Source organism: Nostoc sp. JL33 (assembly GCF_017114985.1).
GTDB lineage: Bacteria > Cyanobacteriota > Cyanobacteriia > Cyanobacteriales > Nostocaceae > Nostoc.
On the sequence record NZ_JABXKP010000028.1, the window covers coordinates 38,958 to 59,494 of the forward strand.

The window sequence follows — 20,537 nt, forward strand, 5'->3', positions numbered from 1 at the left end:
CGTAGGCAAGACTCGTTCGCGAAGCGTCTCGTAGAGAAGAGGCTGCCAAGAGAGCAATTACGTTTTGTAACGGGGATTTTACCGCGACACAAAACGTGCTGCCCTTCTTAGGCAGGGGAATTAAACCCTTAAACTTTGTTAAAAGCGGGTAAAAATAGAAAAATACTTGCTCTATACCTTGTGGGGAAAAGTTCTTTATTCTTCCCCCTTTTCCTTTTCCTCTTTTTGGTCAGGACTTACGCAAAAATCGCCAACTGCGCTTAATTTATCGAACCGCCTTCTCTACCTTAGGCTTCCGCCAACGCGCAACGCAAGATAGAGAAGCCGCCTACACTTCTCTATCTTGGGCTGCGTCAACGAAACACTACGTGTAGCTTGTCCTCCGCAGGAGTACGCAAAGCAATACAGTTCAGTTAAGAAAAATTGTAGGTTGAGTTAAGCAAAGCGCAACCCAACAAAGCCCCGGAAATGTTGGGTTTCGTTCCTCAAACGCCACATGCTTCTCTCAGGGGAGACGCTACGCGAACAACTCGGGAAACCGCTTTCTTCGCAGTGGCTCCCCAACCTACCCAGTTTAAGGTTTTTGGCGCTAACTGAACTGTATTGGTACGCAAAGCGTCTGGTAGAGAAGAATTCGTAGAGTGTGCGTAAGTCCTATTGGTAAATATAGGACTTACGCAAAATATCTCTCAAACTCTGATTTCTCTGTGTCCTCTGCGCCTGAAGTGGTAGCCTGCGGCAAGCCGCTTCTCTACGAGACGCTACGCGAATGCGTCTACGTTATTCCGTAAGTTGTGCGTAAGTCCTAAAATATTTACCAGAGGAATTTGGTAGCAATATAGGACTCGTATTTGATTTTTGAAAAAGATCAGTACACCCCAAAAAGGCTTCTTCCCCACTCCCTACTCCCTAATCCCTACTCCCTGTCTACGCAAATAATTATGGCTACGCCACGCTGCGCGAACAAAAATCAAAGCAGACTGCTATATCCTTGGAAACCTTATGCCTTTATACCAAAATTAGCTTTTCCAGAATTAGATAGTTGAATATTCAGATATTTACTAAAAAACTATATTTTTTAATACAAATTAAACCAAAAAAATTACTATTTTATGATACTGATAGCCTTCGCACGGGAATACTAAGTCATAGAAACAAGAATTATGAGCATATTCCGCAATGCTAGTAGTATTAGATACATTATATGCGTTTCCTGGCTATCGCATCACTGAGCAAATCTACTTAGGCAGTAAAACTCTAGTTTATCGGGGCATTAGAGAAGAAGACCAAAAATCAGTCGTTCTCAAATTTATGCGGAATGAGTATCCTACATTCGCGGAAATCGCCCAGTTCCGCAATCAATATATCATCACCAAAAACCTTGATCATCCTGGCATAGTCAAAACCTATAGCTTAGAAAACTACCGTAACAGCTACGTCTTAGTGATGGAAGATTTTGGCGGCATTTCCCTCCAAGACTGGCGACTGGAGGACGATGGGAAGAAGGAAAACTGGCTTTCCCTCAATGAGTTTTTCCACATTGCGATTAAAATTGCTTCTACCTTTGAAGGACTGCATCGCGATGCGGAAGGCGGGGTACGCCTACGCATCATTCACAAAGATATCAAGCCTGCCAACATCCTAATAAACCCTACCACAGATGAAATAAAACTCATCGACTTTAGTATTGCCAGCCTCCTGCCAAGAGAAATTCAATTTCTTACCAATCCCAACATCTTAGAAGGCACTCTGGCTTACATTTCCCCAGAACAAACCGGAAGGATGAACCGAGGTATCGACTACCGCACTGATTTTTATTCCCTCGGTGTCACCTTCTTTCAACTCCTCACCGGACAGTTACCCTTCACCACTAAAGATCCGATGGAGTTAGTTTACTCTCACATTGCCAAACAACCGCTAAAAGCTAGCCGGATTAACTCCAATATTCCGCCAATTTTATCTGACATCATCAGCAAGCTGATGGCAAAAAATGCCGAAGACCGCTATCAGAGTGCTTTGGGGTTAAAGCATGACTTGGAGGTGTGCCAAAGCCGATGGCAAGAAACAGGAAATATTGCACCCTTTGAACTAGGCGTAAGGGACATCTCAGACAGTTTCGTAATCCCCGAAAAACTCTATGGTCGCCAAAGTGAAGTTGAAACCCTACTCGCTGCTTTTAAGCGTGTGACAGAGGGGGCAACAGAAATGATCTTAGTCGCAGGTTTCTCTGGTATTGGCAAAACTGCTGTGGTTAATGAAGTCCATAAACCTATTGTGCGGCAGCGTAGTTACTTCATCAAAGGAAAATTTGACCAGTTTCAACGCGACATTCCTTTGTCAGGATTGGTGCAAGCTTTTCGAGATTTAATAGGGCAACTACTCTCGGAAACTGATGCCCAAATTCAGCAATGGAAAGCCAAAATTCTGTGGCAATTGGGTACACAATCTCAGGTGATTATTGATGTAATTCCTGAACTAGAACAAATTCTTGGCAAGCAACCTCCGGTTACAGAACTTTCTGGCGGTGCTGCCCAAAATCGTTTTAATTTATTATTTCAAAAATTCATCCAAATATTCACGACGAAAGAACATCCCCTAGTTATCTTTGTCGATGACTTGCAATGGGCAGATACAGTTTCTTTGAAATTGATTCAGTTATTAATGTGTGAAAGCACCTTATCTTCTCTTTCAGAAGAGATAGAACAGATAGATGAAATTAAGGGTGGTTTATTGTTAATTGGTTCGTATCGAGATAATGAAGTTTCCAAGGCACATCCGCTTCATTTAACGCTACAAGAGATTAAAAAAGCAAAAGCAGTCATTAATACGATCACCCTCGCACCCTTAAATCAGGGTGATTTAAATCATCTAATTGCTGATACCCTTCATTGCCCTGAAGTAGTTGCTGTTCCTCTCACTCAGATGGTGTTTGCCAAAACTAAAGGCAACCCCTTCTTTTCCGTCCAATTTCTTAAGTCTTTACACAATGATGGGCTAATTGTATTAAACTTCGATGTAGGTCATTGGCAGTATGATATTTCAAAAATCAAAGAATTAGCTCTCACAAATGATGTGGTAGAATTTATCGGACTGCAAATAGATAAATTGCCAATATCTACCCAAAAAGTTCTAAAACTGGCTGCCTGTATTGGCAATCAATTTGACTTAAAAACTCTGGCGATCGTCAATGAAAAACCTGTAGTAGATACAGCATCAGATTTGTGGCAAGCATTGCTTGATGGGCTAGTTTTACCACAGAGTGAAAATTACAACATTTTTTCAAAAGATAATACTAATCAAGAGTTAATTGTTCATGGAATAGAATCTACACAATTTTCAAGTTCTAATTTCCAGCTACCTAAATATAAATTCGTACATGACCGAGTGCAGCAAGCCGCTTATTCTTTAATTCCCGAAGAACAAAAAAAGCCAATTCACTTAAAAATTGGGCTGCTGTTATTGAGCAATATTCCAGTTGCAGAACAGGAAGAAAAGATTTTTGAGCTTGTCAATCAGTTTAATGTCGCAGTGGAATTCATTTCTCCTCAAGCTAAACGAGATGAACTAGCCCAGATGAATCTAATTGCTGGACGTAAAGCTTTAGCATCAACGGCTTATCCATCTGCTGTGAAGTATTTAACTACCGGCATCCAACTGCTAGCAGGTGATAGCTGGGAGACGAAACATCATCTCAGCCTAGCTTTATATGAGACTGCGACAGAGGCAGCATATTTAACTGGTAGCTTTGAACAGATGGAACAATTAGCAGAGGTGGTGTTGGGACATGCAATACTACTGGAAAAAGTAAAAGTTTATGAAGTCAAAATTCAGGCTTATGGGGCGCAGAACCAAGCACTGGAGGCTGTAAATACCGTCCTAACCTTTTTGAAACTTTTGGGAGTGGAGTTTCCTGAACATCCAAGCGAGTCTGATATTCAGTTAGCAATGACAGAATTAACATCAAATCTCAACGGGAAGCCCATTGAGGACTTAATTAATCTGCCACAGATGATAGAAGCCCAACCTCTGGCAATAATGCGTATACTATCAACTGCAACGTCTATTACCTATGCAGCTGCTCCTAAACTTTTTCCGCTGATTGTTCTGAAACAAATCGAATTATCGCTCAAATATGGCAATGCTCCCTTATCTGCCTTTGGCTATAGTAATTACGGGTTAATACTTAGCGGTTTAGTAGGAGATATTGAGTCTGGCTATCAATTTGGAAAACTTGCTGCTAGTCTGGTGGATAAGCTGAATGCTAAAGATGTTCAAGCTAAAATTACGCTGGGATTCAACACAACTATTCGGCATTGGAAAGAACATAGTAGGGAAATATTAAAACCTTTACTGGAAGGTTACTATATTGGACTGGAAACAGGAAATTTAGAATTTGCCGCCTATTATCTCAATGCTTATTCCTACTCTTCATATTTCATTGGGAAAGAACTCACAGGACTAGAGCGTGAGATGGCAAATTACAGCAATATCATCAGACAAATCAACCAACAAACAGTATTTAACTGGATTACCATCCACCAACAGAGTGTCTTGAACTTGCTAGGAAATGTAGCAAATCCCTGTCATTTAATTGGTGAAGCTTACGACGAAGAAAAAATGCTGCCGCTTTACCATGACACCAATGATGTCATGGGAATTTTCTATTTATATGTAAATAAACTACATCTCTGTTACCTATTTCAGGAATATCCTTCAGCCTTGGAAAATGCTACTTTAGCAGAAAAGTATTTACAAGGTGGAATAGGACAGCAAGTGACTTCTCTTTTCTACTTGTATGATTCACTAGCACGACTGGCTGTATACGCTGATGCATCGAGTTCTGAGCAAAAGTGCATTTTAGATAAGGTTCAAGCGAATCAGCAAAAAATGGAGCATTGGGCACATCATGCTCCGATGAATTATTTACACAAATATTATCTTGTAGAGGCTGAAAAGTATCGGATTGGTGGTCAATATCTTGAAGCAATGGAATTCTACGATCGCGCTATCTTACTTGCTAATGAACATGAGTACATTAATGAAGAAGCCCTCGCTCAAGAACTTGCCGCCAAATTCTATTTAGAATGGGGTAAACATAAGATTGCTCAAACATACCTAACAGATGCTTACTATAGCTATATTCGCTGGGGAGCGTTAGCCAAAGTTGACGATTTGGCAAAACGCTATCCTCAATTGCTTGCTCCTCTATTCCAGCAAGAAAAACTGAGTATCCATTCCAGCCAGGAAAGCACTTCTTTCAATAACACATCTATATCATCTTTATCTACCTTGAGTAATCAACAAACTGTTGTTGGCTCGAAGACAAGTATTTCTGATTCTCTGGATTTAGCCGCATTCATTAAAGCATCTCAAGCACTATCTGGGGAAATCGAGCTTGAGCGACTACTTTCTACTTTAATAAAGGTTGTAATGGAGAATGCAGGAGCCTCTAAATGCGCTTTGATTTTAAGCGAAGGTGATAACTTAGCATTAACTGTTACGGCTGTTTGTTCAAGTTCAACTTTTGAGCAAACCTACACAGAGTTTCCTTCAACTTCCCTTGAGTCAAGCTACGATGTTCCTATTACTTTGATTAACTACGTTAAACGCTCCAGAGAAATCTTGGTTATTGATGATGCAATGGCTGTTTCTTTTCTAGCAGGTGATAGCTACATTATCAGTGAAGAACCCAAAAGTTTGTTGTCTACGCCTATTATCAATCAAGGTAAATTGATTGGGATTCTTTACCTAGAAAATAATCTAACGATAGGAGCATTTACACGCGATCGCGTAGAAGTCCTCAAACTCCTCACCACTCAAGCAGCAATATCCCTGGAGAATGCTATCCTCTACAAAAATTTAGCAGAAGCTAAAGAAAGCTTGGAGGAATACAACCATACCCTAGAGGAAAAAGTCCAGAAAAGAACGCAGGAACTTAACGACAAAAATCACTCTTTACAACACGCTCTAGAGGAATTGCAACGTACCCAAATGCAATTGATTCAAAGTGAAAAAATGTCTTCTTTGGGAGAAATGGTGGCGGGAATTGCCCATGAAATAAATAACCCGATTAACTTTATTCATGGTAATATTAATCATGCTAGTGAGTATGTCCAAGACTTACTAGATTTAGTAGTTGTTTATCAGCATGAACATCCCCGTCCTTCGCCTTTAGTTAACGAGAAAGCTGAGGAGATTGACATAGATTTTTTAGCAGAAGACTTGCCAAAGATTCTAGATTCAATGAAAGTGGGGAGTTCGCGTATCCGGAATATTGTTTTAGGCTTACGCAACTTCTCACGTCTAGATGAAGCTGAGATGAAGCCTGTAGATATTCATGAGGGAATAGACAACACCTTAATGATTTTGCAACACCGAATTAAAGAAAATAGCAATTTTCCTGAAATTGAAGTTATCAAAGAATACGGGAAATTACCCGAAGTTATTTGTTACCCTGGTCAACTCAATCAAGTATTTATGAATATTTTAAGTAATGCGATCGATGTTTTAGAAGAATCATTTGTCATTGGTCATCCATCATTGGTAAATAACAAAGAACAAATAACAAAAAACATAGACGCGTCAAAGGCTTCTCATAGGGTAGGACAAATTCACATCTTTACTGAACTAACAGATTCTAATACGGCGATAATTAGGATTGCCGATAACGGTTCTGGTATGACAAAAGCGGTGCAGCAGAAAATCTTTGACCCATTTTTTACCACCAAGTCGGTAGGAAGTGGCACGGGGTTGGGGTTGTCGATTAGCTATCAGATTATTGTGGACAAACACAAGGGTAGTTTAACCTGTGATTCCACATTAGGAAAGGGGGCTGAGTTTACTATTGAGATCCCGATGCAACAGTCAGATATCTAGACTAATAATAATACCATTTCACACAAACCCTGATACATATAGATTTCTCGTAGGGGCACAGTAATGCTTATTGGTGTCAACTTAAGAAAAAATCTGCTTTGAGAAGACGTTTTGCCCTCATCCCCTAACCCCTTCTCCCGACTTGGGAGAAGGGGAACTAGAGAATTGTCTCGTTCCCAGTCTCTGACTGGGAATGCATTATGAGAGGCTCCGCCTCAAGAAAGAGCGGCAGAGCCGCAATGAGGTGCATTTCCAGCCAGAGGCTGGAAACGAGGTTTTAAACGAGTTTTAGCTTAAGTTGACACGCATAAGTAATGCTGTGCTCCTAACAACGTATTTGTATCATTATTATGAAACGGTATAATAGTTCTTTTAAAATACAAAATTGGGTTAAGTAAAGCGAAACTTAACATTTGAAAGTTTATTGAATTTTGCTCCGCTCTACCAACCTACAATTCTAAAAACCCAGTTTGTCACAAAAACTGGGTGATTTTTAGAACTCATAAAAACAACTCTGGCAAGCTACTAGGATACGGATGTAGTTGTCATATTAACTAAAGACTTTTGACGCGCACGCCGTCCTGTAATTACCATCTTGACTCCACTGGAAGGCGCAAGGTTAAAACCTCGACGCTGAGGTTTCTCTGGCCGCTGATCAACTAGTGCCAAGTCATAGCGTGATAAAACGGTTGCGAATACTAGCTTTATTTCAAATTGAGCCAAAGCTTGGCCAATACAACGACGGACACCACCGCCAAAAGGCAGGAATTCATAGGGAGAAAATTGACGTTCAATAAAGCGCTCTGGTTTAAATTGCTTAGACTGGGGGTATAAATCCTCTCGGTGATGAGTGAGATAAATACTGGGAAGCAGTACAGTTCCTGGCTCTAAAGGATGTCCCAATAATTCAACGGATTCTTGCACTACCCTCGGAAATGAAAACATTGTAACGGGGTAAATTCGCAAGGTTTCATTACAGACAGCTGTGAGATATGGCAGTTGGTAAATGCTCATCGGATCTGGGGAATCACCGAGAGTGTCTAGTTCTTGGAGCAGTTTTTCCCGCACTAGAGGATTTTGGTGAATCCAGTAAAATCCCCAAGACATTACCGATGCCGTAGTGTCATAACCAGCAAGTATTAGGGTTATTAACTGATCGTGCAACTCCTGATCCGTCATCGGTTGGCCCGCTTCATCCCGAGATGATATCAACAAAGAAAGAATATCGATGCGTTCTGGATCAGGTTTTTGCTGACACTCGGCAATTTCAGTGTAGAGGAATTGATCAATTTGCTCTCGATCGCGCAGGAATTTCCCCCAAGGACTCCAAGCTCCTAAATCCTGTTGCAAGAATGGGAAAAAGAATAAACTAGAAGTCAAAGGTGACTGAAAAAGGTTTAACAGTAACGGTAATAGTTGTCTAAGTTTTTGAATTTTTTCTTCCTCATACAAGCCAAAGATAGCCTGTGAAATGACTTGCAGGGATATCTCCTCTGTTAGATTACGAGCGAAAAATGGCTTGTTTAATGGTAACTGACTAAAGAGTTTTTCAGACGCATTACAGATTAGCTGACCATAGGCTTGCATCCGCTCTCCATGAAAAGAGGGTGTCACAAGTTGTCGTTGGCGTTTGTGAGCATCGCCCTCCAGCATCAGGACTGAATAATTGCCCAAAAGCGGCTGCAAAATTTCGTTGAGTTTCCCGACGGCTGTAAACTTTTTTCTATCATTAGTTAAAATTTCCTCGATTGCTTGGGGATGGTTTACAAACACTACTGTGTCACCAAAACCGATGATATTACCAGTAAAAATATCAGGATATTGCTGGGCTGCATTTTCCATATAGCCTACAGGGTCACTAACCCACTGAAGCTTTTGTAGTAAAGAGGGGGTTTTGAGAAGATTAGGTAGTTGCATCTAATTTTTTACTTTTAAATTGTGGTGGGCTAATCTGATGGTCATTAATTCTTGCTATCTAAATTACTTAATGTCATAGATTCAAAATTTATTGCGTACAACTTGAATACATCTTAGGTTAGTATTCCACGTTCACTGCTGAAGTAACTTTGGCTTATAGATAAACCGCATCTACCTTGAAAAACCTAGTTTTTTGGAATTAGGGTAAAGCTCAGAACTCAAGCCCCGACCAAATAACATACTTTCCTGAAAATTCGGCGTTGCATAATGGACGGGGTTTAAATCTAGAGTATGATTTGATTATTTGAATTATTTTAGCTCCAGCCTTTCTGAATTTTGATAGCGAGAAGAGTGGGAATACCAATCGAGATTACCACGAATCCAACTATGCATACTTGATATATATTTTGCCATATCAACATCTAATTCTTCTCCAAAAGATGGGAGAAATGATTCTAAGACCAATAAGGAACGTACTTCTTGATCGTGGATTTCTATCACTTGTTTTGTTGCTTCTTCTAGAGAAATTTGCTTGTGATAATGCAACACAAATATTAAATTGTGAACATCACCACTAGCTATTTCTCTGGATGCGGAGAAGATATCATTAGACCAGGCAATAATGTCAGTTGTAATTAGTTCCAGTTTTTTCACAAGATAGTGATTTCTTAAAACATCAGGAATCATGAACTGATTACAAAATTCAGCTAATGCGAGAACAGCATAGACACCTACGCTTGACCTACGTATCATAATATAAGTGTCCACATCAGGTACAATTCCCTTGGCGCGGTTGGTTGCTTCCTGAACGCAACCACAGAAGTAGTCTTCCAAGTAGCTGATGAAGTACTTAAACCATTTTATGCTAGCTCTTTGGAGAGTTCGTTGTCGTAAGTCAGCTAATGCATGACTGAATAGTGTATCCTGGCTTGTAGGTTCTGCACCGTTCAATATTTCTAAAAATCTTTGGTGAAAAAGCTTTATTATTTCAGGTTGCTTTTTTAACTCTGATAAATCACATTGATCATCCCAAATAAACACCCAACTCAGCCAGTCATGTGCAATCTTCAGTTCTTCAATATTGCTATAAGGATAAGCAGATGCAGCTAAGAAAAAGAATTTAGACTTGCAAAAACGCTTATAAGTTGATTCATCAGCCAGGAGGTTGAAGCGAAGCACCCATTCAAGAGCATACTCTTCTAAAATATCAACATGCTTATTGATCTGGGATGTAAATGGACAATATAAATCAGGGTAAAGTAATTGCTTCACAAAAAATGTATTAGTTTAAAGTACTGAAAAAAATGAATCACAGTAGAACAAAGACAATAGATCAAGAGATTTCTTAAGAGTCTTTGACAAAAATTTTTGAAAAATTCACAACAATACCACGTTTTCTGAATTGTGTGTAAATATGATTAACACCACTATCAGTAGTATGTAAATGTATATGAATATTTTCAAATCTATCTAACTATTGTTCAATATTTTTTAATAAAAGAATAACCGTAATTATGTTGAATTATGTGTTTTTAATAAAAACAGTTACCTCTGTGTCTGTTCATCATAAATGCTGTTGACGAACTGAAAAATTTAAATTACGGTATCAACAATATTGTTCTGGTTAGCGCTACTTTTATAAAAAGACAAGGGTAATAATGACTAATTTCAGAGCGATCGCCTTCATAAAGAGGATGTTCAACTCTAGTGAAAGTGAAGATTGGTGGTTAATTTCCATCCTGTAGCGATCGCCCCCGTAGTCCCATAGGGCAATTTAATGTGAAAATGTTGCTGTTGTCAGAGTTTTTGGGAACTATAGGATTGTCAGACTAGAAAAAAAGTCAGTCAGTCTGCCAATAGAATAGAGGTGACTTAGCTGCGATCGCAGGGCAATAGTGAACAATTGACAAGGAGTAAATTTAATTTAAATACATGAATTATATGTCAGATATAAAAATGCTCTATGTACCAGAAGATAGTTTAATTTTAGTAGTGGATGATACTACTACAAATTTAGAATTTGTCTTTGAGGTATTAACTAATGTAGGCTTTAAAGTTATTACAGAGAATGATGGAGAAAAGGCGATTAATCAGGCTGAAAATAGACTACCTGATTTGATTTTGCTAGATGTAATGATGCCGGGAATAGATGGATTTGAAACCTGTAAAAGGCTGAAAGAAAATTCAGCTACTTGTGATATTCCCGTAATTTTTATGACGGCAAATTCTGATACGGTTAGTAAAGTAAAGGGTCTAAGTATAGGTGCAGTTGATTACATCACCAAACCCTTTCATGAAGAAGAATTATTAGCTAGAATTAAAACCCATCTTCAATTACGAAATCTCACAAAAACTTTAGAAAAACGAGTTGCAGAAAGGACAGCAGCGTTGTCTAAGGCATTAAAAGACCTACAAGAGTCTCAACTTCAGCTTGTACAGACAGAAAAAATGTCTGCCCTTGGTCAATTAGTAGCAGGAGTTGCTCATGAAATTAATAATCCAGTTGGTTTTATTCATGGAAATCTCGGACACGCTTCAGTATATTTCCAAGACATGATTAACCTCATTGATCTCTATCAGCAGCACTATCCTGATCCGGTTTCAGAAATTCAAGAGAAAATTGTAGCGATAGATTTGAAGTATATGCTTTCCGATCTACCTAATTTAATTTCCTCAATGCAAGAGGGTGTTCAGCGCATTCGCAACATTAGCACCAGTCTGAGAACCTTTTCTCGATCAGATAGCGATCGCAAAGTTTATTGCAACATTCATGATGGCATTGATACCACAATCATGATTCTTAAACACCGCTTAAAAGCATCCGAGGATCGACCCGATATTCAAGTAATTAGAGATTACGATAATTTGCCAGAATTAAAATGTTTTATCGGGCAACTAAATCAGGTATTTATGAATTTGTTAGCTAATGCTATTGATGCTTTAGAGGAGTCTAATGCAGGACGCACCTATACTGAAATTGAAGCAAACCCCAATCAACTTTTGATTCAAACTACTTTTTCTGAAGATAAAAATCATATTTTGATTCGGATTAAAGATAATGGCGTGGGAATGTCAGTTGATATCCAGCAAAAAATCTTTGATTATTTATTCACCACCAAGGCTGTGGGACAAGGCACAGGATTAGGATTATCAATTGCCCATCAAATTGTTGTCGAAAAACATGGAGGAACTCTGGAGGTAAATTCAGAACTAGGACAAGGTTCAGAGTTTATCATTAAGCTTCCCATTTAAGAATCATAACAAGTTGCGTTCATAAATATAATAGATAAATATATGTTTAAGGCAGTAGTAGGTCACAGTAACGATCCAGATTCTCTATCAGCAGTTGAAGAAGTTCTTCAGCAATGTACCAGTTCTCTTGCAGGAAATATACCAAAAGCTGGGATTATTTTTGCTGCAATTGATTTTGAACATTCTCTCATTTTGCAGCAAATTGATCAGGCTTTTCCGGAGATTGAGTTGATTGGTGGAACAACAGATGGAGAAATTTCTTCAGTCTTAGAGTTTCAGCAGGACTCAATCAGCTTGATGTTGTTTTGCTCAGACGAAGTTGAAATTCATGCAGGAGTTGGACGTAAAGTTTCAGGCGATCCAATAACTGCAACTAAACAAGCTGTGGAGCAAGCCAAAGTAAAAAGTACCGCAGTTCCAAGGCTGTGTTTAACTCATCCAGAGAGCCTTACAACTAGTGGTGTGTCTATATTGAATGGCTTAAAGCTAGCTCTTGGGCAACATCTTCCGATATTCGGTGGTTTGGCAGCCGATCAGTCAAGATATCAAAAAACAGCAAAAAATGTTTGACCATTTATTCACAACCAAACCTGTGGGAAAAGGAACAGGATTAGGATTATCAATTGCCTATAAAATTATTGTCCAAAAGCATAAAGTGACTCTAGAAGTAAATTCTGTATTAGGAAAAGGTTCCGAGTTTATAATTACCATTCCAATTTATTAAAGTAGCAAATATATCAATTATTAAAATTAATATTATAAAAAAGAAATATTCAATGTGGTAGCAAGTCATAGTGGCTGAATAATTCGTAATTAATTACGGTTTCAAAGCAACAAAATTTATTTATAGAAAACAGAAAACTTTTATCCTGATTGCATCGCAAAGACGCGATAAATCGCCGTCTTTACAATAATCAGTCCAATGCAAGAGACGGCGATTTATCGCGTCTCTTGCCTTAACCGAACCGTATTGAATGATATTTTGTCCAGGAAGATCCCCCCAACCCACGCCAGTCGTTCATCGGGGAAACCCCCAAGCCTATTGGGTAATAGTGGGGACGTAAGCTAGAAGAGGCTTTGCAAAATCGGGAGCTGTCGCAACGACAAGGTTCAGAATTTGTGATCACCAATACCATTCATTAGAAACAAAAGCCAGCATCAAATTCTCTGAAGAAAGATATTAAGCAGTTACTTTAGAGACATTTTAGGGAACTCTAGAATTGTAGTTCCAAGATTGCGTCTTCAAAATTTATGACCAATACAGTTAACCACTCAATAGCTACACTTAATCTTTCTTTAGAACGCGATATATTTTTACGTACATTAATCAGAGAATTATCTGGCACTTTGCAGGACGTAGTAGGCTTAGAAGAAGCTTCGGGATTTATTAGTGTAGTTGGTGGAACGATGGGTAGGCAGCTAAACCAAGATTACAAATCTGCCTTGGAAGTCTCCAACCTTTCTCGTAACCAGGTAGCTGATGTCTTGGTTGATTTAAAAAGACGAATCCAGGGCGATTTTTATGTGATTGAGCAGAATGATGAAAAAATTGTCTTTGGCAACCGCGCCTGCCCATTTGGCGACAAAGTACTTAATCGCCCTGCCATGTGCATGATCACTTCAAACGTTTTTGGGACGATCGCAGCTAATAATCTGGGCTATGCGAAAGTAGAATTGCAAGAGACCATAGCACAGGGTGATCCTGGATGTAGAGTTATTGTTTACTTAAAAATTACAGAAGAGACAGAAGATGCAGAAGGTAGAGAATACTTTAGGGGACTAGAATCTGCCTAAACCCTTCAGCACTAAACCAACCCCAGGATACAAGCTTGAGTGCAGATATGTAAAGTAGAGCCAAACTTTGAGAATGGAAGCCCCATGACTCCTGAACAATTTCTTGAATTTGCCAGAGTTTTACCAGAACCTTTACTCCTAGTCAGTGGAGAGGGTGAGTTGTTGGCTACTAATAAACCAGTAGCAGATATGTTGGGGTTACGCCGTAAGCAACTGCGGGGAAAAATGCTCTTTGAACTTGTAACTGAGTCTGCTAACGATATTATCAAGTACCTGCAAGCTTGTTCAAGTAGCAGAGCAATGGTTATTGGCTCCTTGACTTTACGAAAGAATGATGGACAAACGTTAATATGTCGTAGCCAAGGAGCCGTTATTCAACCTTGGTCTGGTAAATCTTCAGCTTTAATTCTCTTACGCTTGGAAAATAGAGTTGTAGCCACCAGTAATTTCATTCTTTTGAACGAGAAAATTGATGAGTTAGCAAAAGAAGTTCACAGACGTAAACAAGCGGAGTCAGCACTCAAGAAAGCGAATCAAGAGCTAGAAATTCGGGTTGAGGAACGTACAACTGCTTTACAAGAAACACTAAACGAACTGCAACTTACCCAAACTCAGCTTATCCAAGCTGAGAAAATGTCTAGTTTAGGTCAGATGGTTGCTGGTATTGCCCATGAAATTAATAACCCGGTGAGTTTTATTTATGGGAACCTTCACCATGCCCATAAATACACTCAGGATTTACTGAGATTGGTGCAAATTTATCAACAATTTTTTCCAAATACTCCTCCAGAAATTCAAGAGCAAGTAGAAAAAATAGACTTAGATTTTTTGATTGAAGATATAACTAAACTCTTCCAGTCAATGAAAGTTGGAACAGAACGCATTCAGGAAATTGTTAAATCACTACGTAACTTTTCCAGGCTTGATGAAGCAGAACTTAAGCAAGTTAATATCCATGAAGGAATTGATAGTACTTTAATGATTTTGGAGCATCGCTTGCAAGCTACACATGAGTACCCAGAAATCAAAGTTATCAAAAAATATAGTCAACTGCCGAATGTAACTTGCTATCCTAGTCAACTCAACCAAGTTTTTATGAATATTCTTGCTAATGCGATCGATGCACTGGAGGCGGCGGCGAACAAAGACAAGCAAAAACTGACAAATAATAATCCCGAAATTCTAATTAAAACTGAGGTAATCGATAAAAAATGGATAGTGGTTAGTATTGCTGATAATGGTTTGGGGATAAATGAGCAAGTTCGCTCAAAGCTATTTGATCCGTTTTTCACTACTAAAGCCGTGGGCAAAGGTACTGGACTAGGGCTATATATAAGCTATCAGATTATAGTTGAAAAACATAAAGGACAACTTAGCTGTTTTTCTGTTCCCGGAAAAGGTGCAGAACTTGTAATTAAGATACCTATTAGCTCAGTTTCATAAAGTTTAATTACTGCTTTAGGATTGTTGCCAAAAATCAAGATAAGGCTTATCTATTAGTATACTAAACCTATGTAAATTACAAGTATAGCGCTTCTCGTTTGTATGGAATAGACTTTGACCTCACTTCCATTCTTCTCTGCTAAAACGAGAGAGGCTTTGAATCTTACTCACCAACGCTACAACGGTTGGGGGTTAGGTTTCTATTGCAATCAACTGAGAAGCGCCATATTTAACCGGACTTAATATAAGTTGTAAATTTTATTTGAAGTTAAATGATATAACAAACGCCTGTCTGCTTATTATTAGCAAACAGGCGTGTCTTTGAGTACAAAGTTTGGTTGAGACTCGGATTATTAAATCTTCGCCGTAGAATCAACTGAGGGTTGAGACTGACTAACCGAATCTAACTTTGGTAAAAGCTGTAGATTTTGTGCTTTTACATTAGTGTTGATTGTTGCTTGCAAAATTGGGGTATTGGAGATGGAATTGTTAGCCAATGTAAACAGTGGATTTGACAAAATCCCTGCTATAGAAGTGGCAATTAATGTTACCACCAACCCGACCTGCAAAGGTCTTAGCCCAGGCAAATCCCAACGCACTTCTGGATAATTCTTCACGGCGTCGGACATTTCATGGGGTTCTTTCACTACCATCATCTTAACTACGCGAATGTAGTAGTAGATGGAGACGACGGTGGTAACTAAGCCCAGCAAGACTAACCAATAAAGACCTGCTTGCCAACCAGCCCAGAATAAGTAAATCTTGCCGAAAAACCCCGCCAATGGTGGAATACCACCCAAGGAAAGCAGGGAAATACTCAATCCCAGTGTTAGGAGTGGGTCTTTTTGATATAAGCCAGAGTATTCGGAAATCTGGTCGGTTCCCGTCCGTAGTGAGAACAAAATGATGCAGGTAAAACCGCACAGGTTCATGAACAGGTAAACCAGTAGGTAAAATATCATACTGGCATACCCTGCCTGTGTACTAGCAATCAAGCCAATCATCACAAACCCAGCTTGGGCAATGGATGAATAAGCTAGCATCCGTTTCATGGTGGTTTGGGCTAGGGCGACTACGTTACCCAAGATCATACTGAGAACGGCCAGAGCAGTGAAGACAAACCTCCACTCGTCAGCAACAAGAGGGAAGGCTGTTGTCAGCAGGCGGATGGCTAGAGCAAACCCAGCTGCTTTGGAACCGACAGATAAAAAGGCGATTACTGGGGTGGGAGCGCCTTCGTAAACGTCTGGTGTCCACTGGTGGAAGGGTGCAGCGGAGATTTTGAAGCCAATACCGGCGATCGCAAAAACCAGGGCAATCACTAAACCTAAAGATTGTCCGACTTTAGCTGTGGCAATGCCATTCGCGATCGCACTTAATTGAGTTTGTCCTCCAGATAGTCCATACAGCAGTGATACACCGTACAAAAATATTGCCGTACTGGAAGCTCCAATTAACAAGTATTTCAGCGCCGCTTCATTGGAGCGGGGGTCACGCTTGGTATAGCCTGTCAACAAATAAGAGGAGATACTCAGGGTTTCTAGGGAGATGAAAATCATCACCAACTCACTAGCCCCGGATAAAAACATCCCTCCTAAAGTAGCACTCAGCAAAATAGCGATGAATTCGGCTAAAGGTGTACCGCTCTGCTCAACGTAGCGAATTGACATCAGTATAGTCGCGATCGCAGACAAGGCAATAATACCGCGAAAGACGATACTCAGGTCATCACCGTTAAAGCTACCGGTAAAACCGATGGGATTAGGAGCGTCCCATTGAAAATATAGGGCGATAATCGAAGCAAATAAACCTGCGATCGCTAGATATCCAATCCAGCGTGCGGATGTACGCCCCAAAATCAAATCAACAATCAAAACCCCCAAGAGGGTAAGAATAACAATCCCCTCTGGTAAAATCGTTCCAGCGTTTAGCTGGGATGCAATATTAGCAAAATCCATGAGATGTATAGGTTTTGGCGATTAGACATTAAGGCTAACTCTGTTCACTCTAGCAAGTTTTCTAATCAAGAGACTAGCTCTTTTAACAAGAGCTTAACAGCTTGGGTGCAGATGGCGATTGCACCAACTTCACTGGCTTACCAGCAGCTTTCTCCGTATCTAGGAATTCACCTAACAGCTTTTCCACCTCGTTTTTCAGGCATGATCTTTAGCGAATATCATAAATAATTATGCCGCAGGCAGTGCGAACGCGAACAGCGTGCCGTAGGCAACCGGTAGGTACAAAAAGCTTATAAAATTAATCAGGGCACAGCAGTGCTGTGCCCCGACAATATTCATAACTCCTAAATTTGTTAAAAATCGACAGATGGCAGTTTGCCTTGTAGCGACTGAAATTTAGACTGAACACAGTTTGCACAATTGCAACCAAGTTGATCAATAATCGGAGTAGATTTTTGAGCCAACTTTGGTGTTGCCAGATCAGGAATTTGTTGTGTAGATGCTACCGTCATAATTTGTGTAGCATACGCAGATTTCAGGCTGGATGCGTGTGCTGGATTGACTACCAGCAGCATGGATACCAGAAGTGCAGGACAGGCAAGTAAAATCAGTTTGACTATGTTCATAATTCACACAAATATACCTTTGCTGATACAGCATACCCAACAAATTGCCGAGGTTCAACTTTAATTACTGAGTATTGCTTAACTACGCCCGAATCCTTGACCCCGCAAAACCTTTGACCATACAACTAATTCGCCCTGATCACCGCCGGCGGCCAGTAACTTACCTTGGGGATGCCAAGCTAGGGTGGAAAAGCCTCCTGAGACACCTGTGATAATTTGGGATACTTCCTTGGCTTTGTTCCACAAACACAACCAGCCGTCAGCAGCAGCAGAAGCGAGAAGGAAGCTTTTGGGTGCAAAGGCGATCGCATTAATCACACCTACATGATTAGTTAATACTCGCGCTTCCCAACCTAAAGAATCATCCTCTAGCTTTTCCCACACCACAATACCTTCAACGCTAGAAGATGCCAGTATTGGCGCACCCACTTTTGTGATAGCTTCTGACCATGCTAATTGGCGAATTTTACCAGGGAAGCCACGCATTACCCAAGGGTCAGGGTTGTTCCATTCCAAAACAGTAACGCTACGATCCATATTGCCAGAAGCCAGGAATTTGCCATCGGGCGACCAAGCCATAGCTAAACTGACAGTAGTCATATCTAAGCTGTATGGGTCTTCATCCCAGTTTTGACTATGCCAAATCTTCACTCCCTTATAACCACTAATGGCTAAGTATTGTCCATCAATGCGCCAATCTATACCCAATACTGAAGAGTTGTCGAAATTCAGCGTCACGACAATTTCATGAGTATCTGCATCCCAGACTTGGACGTAACGCCCCAAACTAAAAGCTAATTGGTTAGTAGTGTAATTCCAAGCTAGCTTGTCAACCCATGCGGGGGCATTTTCTAAAGTGGCGATTAATTCAGTGTCGCGCCAAATTTTAACCTGTCCATCTTGTCCGCCAACGGCTAAAAATTTCCCATCGGGCGAAAAAGCGAGACAATCTACTGATTTCCCGTTACCAGTTTGCAAAGTTGTGAGTTCGCTATCATTCCACAAAACTACTTCACCGGCGGCGGAAGTTGCTGCTAAAGTTTTACCTTGTGGCGACCAAGCGATCGCAGTTACATAATCTGAAAGTGTCCCCGAATAGTGTTGTTCAAATTCTTTAGATTTACTGGTTGTGGAGTTCATATTTTATACATAAGTTAGGAGTTATAAGTTATACCAATTTAATATGAAGCTGCATAGAATAGAGCTTCCAAGATAAAGTTGTAAGAAGAGACAGACATTACCTGCTCAAAATTTAGGCAACTTAACGATAAAGCTTGTCCCCTTGCCCTCGGCACTTTCAACTTCAATCGTCCCCTGATGCGCCTCGATAATACTCTTTGCTAAAAATAATCCTAACCCCCATCCTGTTTGATCCTCAGCAGAGATGGTTCGACGAAATTGTTGAAATAAGATTGATTGAGCTTCTGAAGAAATCGGATTACCTTCGTTGTGGATAGTGAGGCTGGTCTGCGTTTCAATTTGTTCAAGCGTAAGTGTAATTGGTGTATTAGCAGCACCATACTTCACAGCGTTAATAGCTAAGTTTTCAATTACCCGTCGTATCTGTTTACGGCTGCAATTACTCCTGATAGCAGTATCAGAAACTACAATAAACCGCTCTCCATAAGCAAAGTTCAAATCCTCTACTACGTCCTGAACAAGGCTGTCTAAATTGCATTCTTCAAATTCAAAGTTTAAGCTGTGCCCTGCCCGCAGCCGACTAGCATCGAGCAGATTTTGAATCATCGAATTCAAACGCTCGACTGCTTTTAGCATTTTCGCCGCGATATTGGCATGAGTGTCTCCTTGTTCAAGCCGACGCAAAGTCAGGTGAGTACCCATTTTTATGACATTGAGTGGGTTTCTAAGATCGTGAGTCAGTGTCACCATAAATAATTCTTGAATATCTCGCAGCGTCTGGGAAAATTGAGTCGCCGCATCGTTAACGGCTTGCTCAATAGAGTCGATAATAATATCCCGTTCCCTTACCTCTAAAGCCGCTTCTTCTTCTAAAATCTGAAATATGACTTGACGGAGAATGTGGTACTCAAAGATGAGTTGAGTCATCGAGTAGTCGGCAAAACCTGCCCGCTCATGTCCATGCTTTTTCCCAATCCGAGTGCTTTCTAGCTTATCCGTTTTTATTCTCGCTGGTGTCCTTTCAATCTTCGTTGACAATTCATCCACCAATTGGTTTAGATACTCAGGTAGCGAATTTTGTAGCATCAGAGAGTCCTGATGCATTGATGCACCAACTTCATCACGCGCCCGCTCCTCCCACGTCTGCATAATCCTTTCAACATTTTGCTTAAGACGCTTCGACGTTTGGTTAGACATAGATTATAAAAACACCAAAAAGGGAAGAATAAAGCCATCCTTCATTTGGAAGAACAAAATGGATATTATCACAAAAATCTAACAAGAAAGTGGACACAAATCTAAGAAACTAAAAATAAGAATTCAACTCCTATTAATATTACTCCTCGTCAACTTTTCTCTTAGTTTTCTTTTTTGCTATTTTTTGGAGGTTTTTGCCAGGTAAAGTTGGACAACCTGTCCAAAATCTTCTTCAAGTCACAACAGTAGGACTAGCGCTTTCAAGGTGTGTTATTTTGCCGCTTTTTATGGTTTATACCAATTTTTTATGAAGTTGCATAGAATGAGAAAGCTA

At 40.0% G+C, this 20,537-nt stretch carries 11 protein-coding genes and 1 pseudogene; 6 read left to right on the forward strand and 6 right to left on the reverse strand.

Annotation, left to right across the window (positions count from 1 at the left end; all coding sequences use genetic code 11):
• Positions 1–1,179: 1,179 nt before the first annotated feature.
• Positions 1,180–6,876, forward strand: coding sequence for an ATP-binding sensor histidine kinase (locus tag HWQ23_RS06950; RefSeq protein ID WP_292825484.1), 5,697 nt, complete (start codon positions 1,180–1,182; stop codon positions 6,874–6,876).
• Positions 6,877–7,401: 525 nt separating this feature from the next.
• Here the strand turns inward: HWQ23_RS06950 and HWQ23_RS06955 are convergent.
• Positions 7,402–8,793 carry a cytochrome P450 gene (locus tag HWQ23_RS06955; RefSeq protein ID WP_292825486.1) on the reverse strand — a complete coding sequence of 464 codons (1,392 nt, stop codon included), beginning with the start codon at positions 8,791–8,793 and terminating at the stop codon, positions 7,402–7,404.
• Between the two features lie 309 nt (positions 8,794–9,102).
• Complete coding sequence (locus HWQ23_RS06960) at positions 9,103–10,065, reverse strand: terpene synthase family protein (protein ID WP_292825488.1); 963 nt, start codon at positions 10,063–10,065, stop codon at positions 9,103–9,105.
• 669 nt (positions 10,066–10,734) lie between these two features.
• On the opposite strand from HWQ23_RS06960, the gene HWQ23_RS06965 reads away from it, so the two are divergent.
• From HWQ23_RS06965 to HWQ23_RS06985, 5 genes and pseudogenes are all read left to right on the forward strand, one after another.
• A complete protein-coding gene (locus tag HWQ23_RS06965) occupies positions 10,735–12,045 on the forward strand; it encodes a hybrid sensor histidine kinase/response regulator (RefSeq protein ID WP_375466617.1) in 1,311 nt (436 codons plus the stop codon).
• A gap of 42 nt (positions 12,046–12,087) precedes the next feature.
• Positions 12,088–12,600 (forward strand): annotated as a pseudogene (locus HWQ23_RS06970) (FIST N-terminal domain-containing protein); the annotation flags it as partial.
• A 7-nt stretch (positions 12,601–12,607) separates the two neighbouring features.
• Positions 12,608–12,769 (forward strand): ATP-binding protein, encoded by a 162-nt coding sequence (locus HWQ23_RS06975; RefSeq protein ID WP_375466616.1) that lies wholly within the window; start codon positions 12,608–12,610, stop codon positions 12,767–12,769.
• A 527-nt stretch (positions 12,770–13,296) separates the two neighbouring features.
• The gene (locus tag HWQ23_RS06980; protein ID WP_292825490.1) at positions 13,297–13,839 is read left to right on the forward strand and encodes a methanogen output domain 1-containing protein; all 543 of its coding nucleotides are present in this window, start codon (positions 13,297–13,299) and stop codon (positions 13,837–13,839) included.
• Between the two features lie 84 nt (positions 13,840–13,923).
• A complete protein-coding gene (locus HWQ23_RS06985; protein WP_292825492.1) occupies positions 13,924–15,282 on the forward strand; it encodes an ATP-binding protein in 1,359 nt (452 codons plus the stop codon).
• A 353-nt stretch (positions 15,283–15,635) separates the two neighbouring features.
• Here HWQ23_RS06985 and HWQ23_RS06990 read toward each other — a convergent pair whose 3' ends face one another.
• The 4 genes from HWQ23_RS06990 to HWQ23_RS07005 form a co-directional block, all read right to left on the reverse strand.
• Positions 15,636–17,240, reverse strand: a complete 1,605-nt coding sequence (locus tag HWQ23_RS06990) for an NAD(P)H-quinone oxidoreductase subunit N (protein WP_292825494.1) — start codon at positions 17,238–17,240, stop codon at positions 15,636–15,638.
• Positions 17,241–17,593: 353 nt separating this feature from the next.
• Complete coding sequence (locus HWQ23_RS06995; RefSeq protein WP_292825496.1) at positions 17,594–17,866, reverse strand: hypothetical protein; 273 nt, start codon at positions 17,864–17,866, stop codon at positions 17,594–17,596.
• Between the two features lie 78 nt (positions 17,867–17,944).
• Positions 17,945–19,006, reverse strand: a complete 1,062-nt coding sequence (locus HWQ23_RS07000; RefSeq protein WP_292825498.1) for a WD40 repeat domain-containing protein — start codon at positions 19,004–19,006, stop codon at positions 17,945–17,947.
• A gap of 105 nt (positions 19,007–19,111) precedes the next feature.
• Entirely contained in the window at positions 19,112–20,203 is a 1,092-nt protein-coding gene (locus tag HWQ23_RS07005; protein ID WP_292825500.1) for a sensor histidine kinase, read from the reverse strand.
• Positions 20,204–20,537: the final 334 nt, after the last annotated feature.

Bases quoted from the DNA above. Each gene is read 5' to 3' on its own strand.
- HWQ23_RS06975 (WP_375466616.1), top strand. From the start codon at position 12,608: ATGTTTGACCATTTATTCACAACCAAACCTGTGGGAAAAGGAACAGGA.
- HWQ23_RS06985 (WP_292825492.1), top strand. From the start codon at position 13,924: ATGACTCCTGAACAATTTCTTGAATTTGCCAGAGTTTTACCAGAACCT.
- HWQ23_RS06965 (WP_375466617.1), top strand. From the start codon at position 10,735: ATGTCAGATATAAAAATGCTCTATGTACCAGAAGATAGTTTAATTTTA.
- HWQ23_RS06955 (WP_292825486.1), bottom strand. From the start codon at position 8,793: ATGCAACTACCTAATCTTCTCAAAACCCCCTCTTTACTACAAAAGCTT.
- HWQ23_RS06990 (WP_292825494.1), bottom strand. From the start codon at position 17,240: ATGGATTTTGCTAATATTGCATCCCAGCTAAACGCTGGAACGATTTTA.
- HWQ23_RS06980 (WP_292825490.1), top strand. From the start codon at position 13,297: ATGACCAATACAGTTAACCACTCAATAGCTACACTTAATCTTTCTTTA.
- HWQ23_RS06950 (WP_292825484.1), top strand. From the start codon at position 1,180: ATGCTAGTAGTATTAGATACATTATATGCGTTTCCTGGCTATCGCATC.
- HWQ23_RS06995 (WP_292825496.1), bottom strand. From the start codon at position 17,866: ATGAACATAGTCAAACTGATTTTACTTGCCTGTCCTGCACTTCTGGTA.
- HWQ23_RS07005 (WP_292825500.1), bottom strand. From the start codon at position 20,203: ATGTCTAACCAAACGTCGAAGCGTCTTAAGCAAAATGTTGAAAGGATT.
- HWQ23_RS07000 (WP_292825498.1), bottom strand. From the start codon at position 19,006: ATGAACTCCACAACCAGTAAATCTAAAGAATTTGAACAACACTATTCG.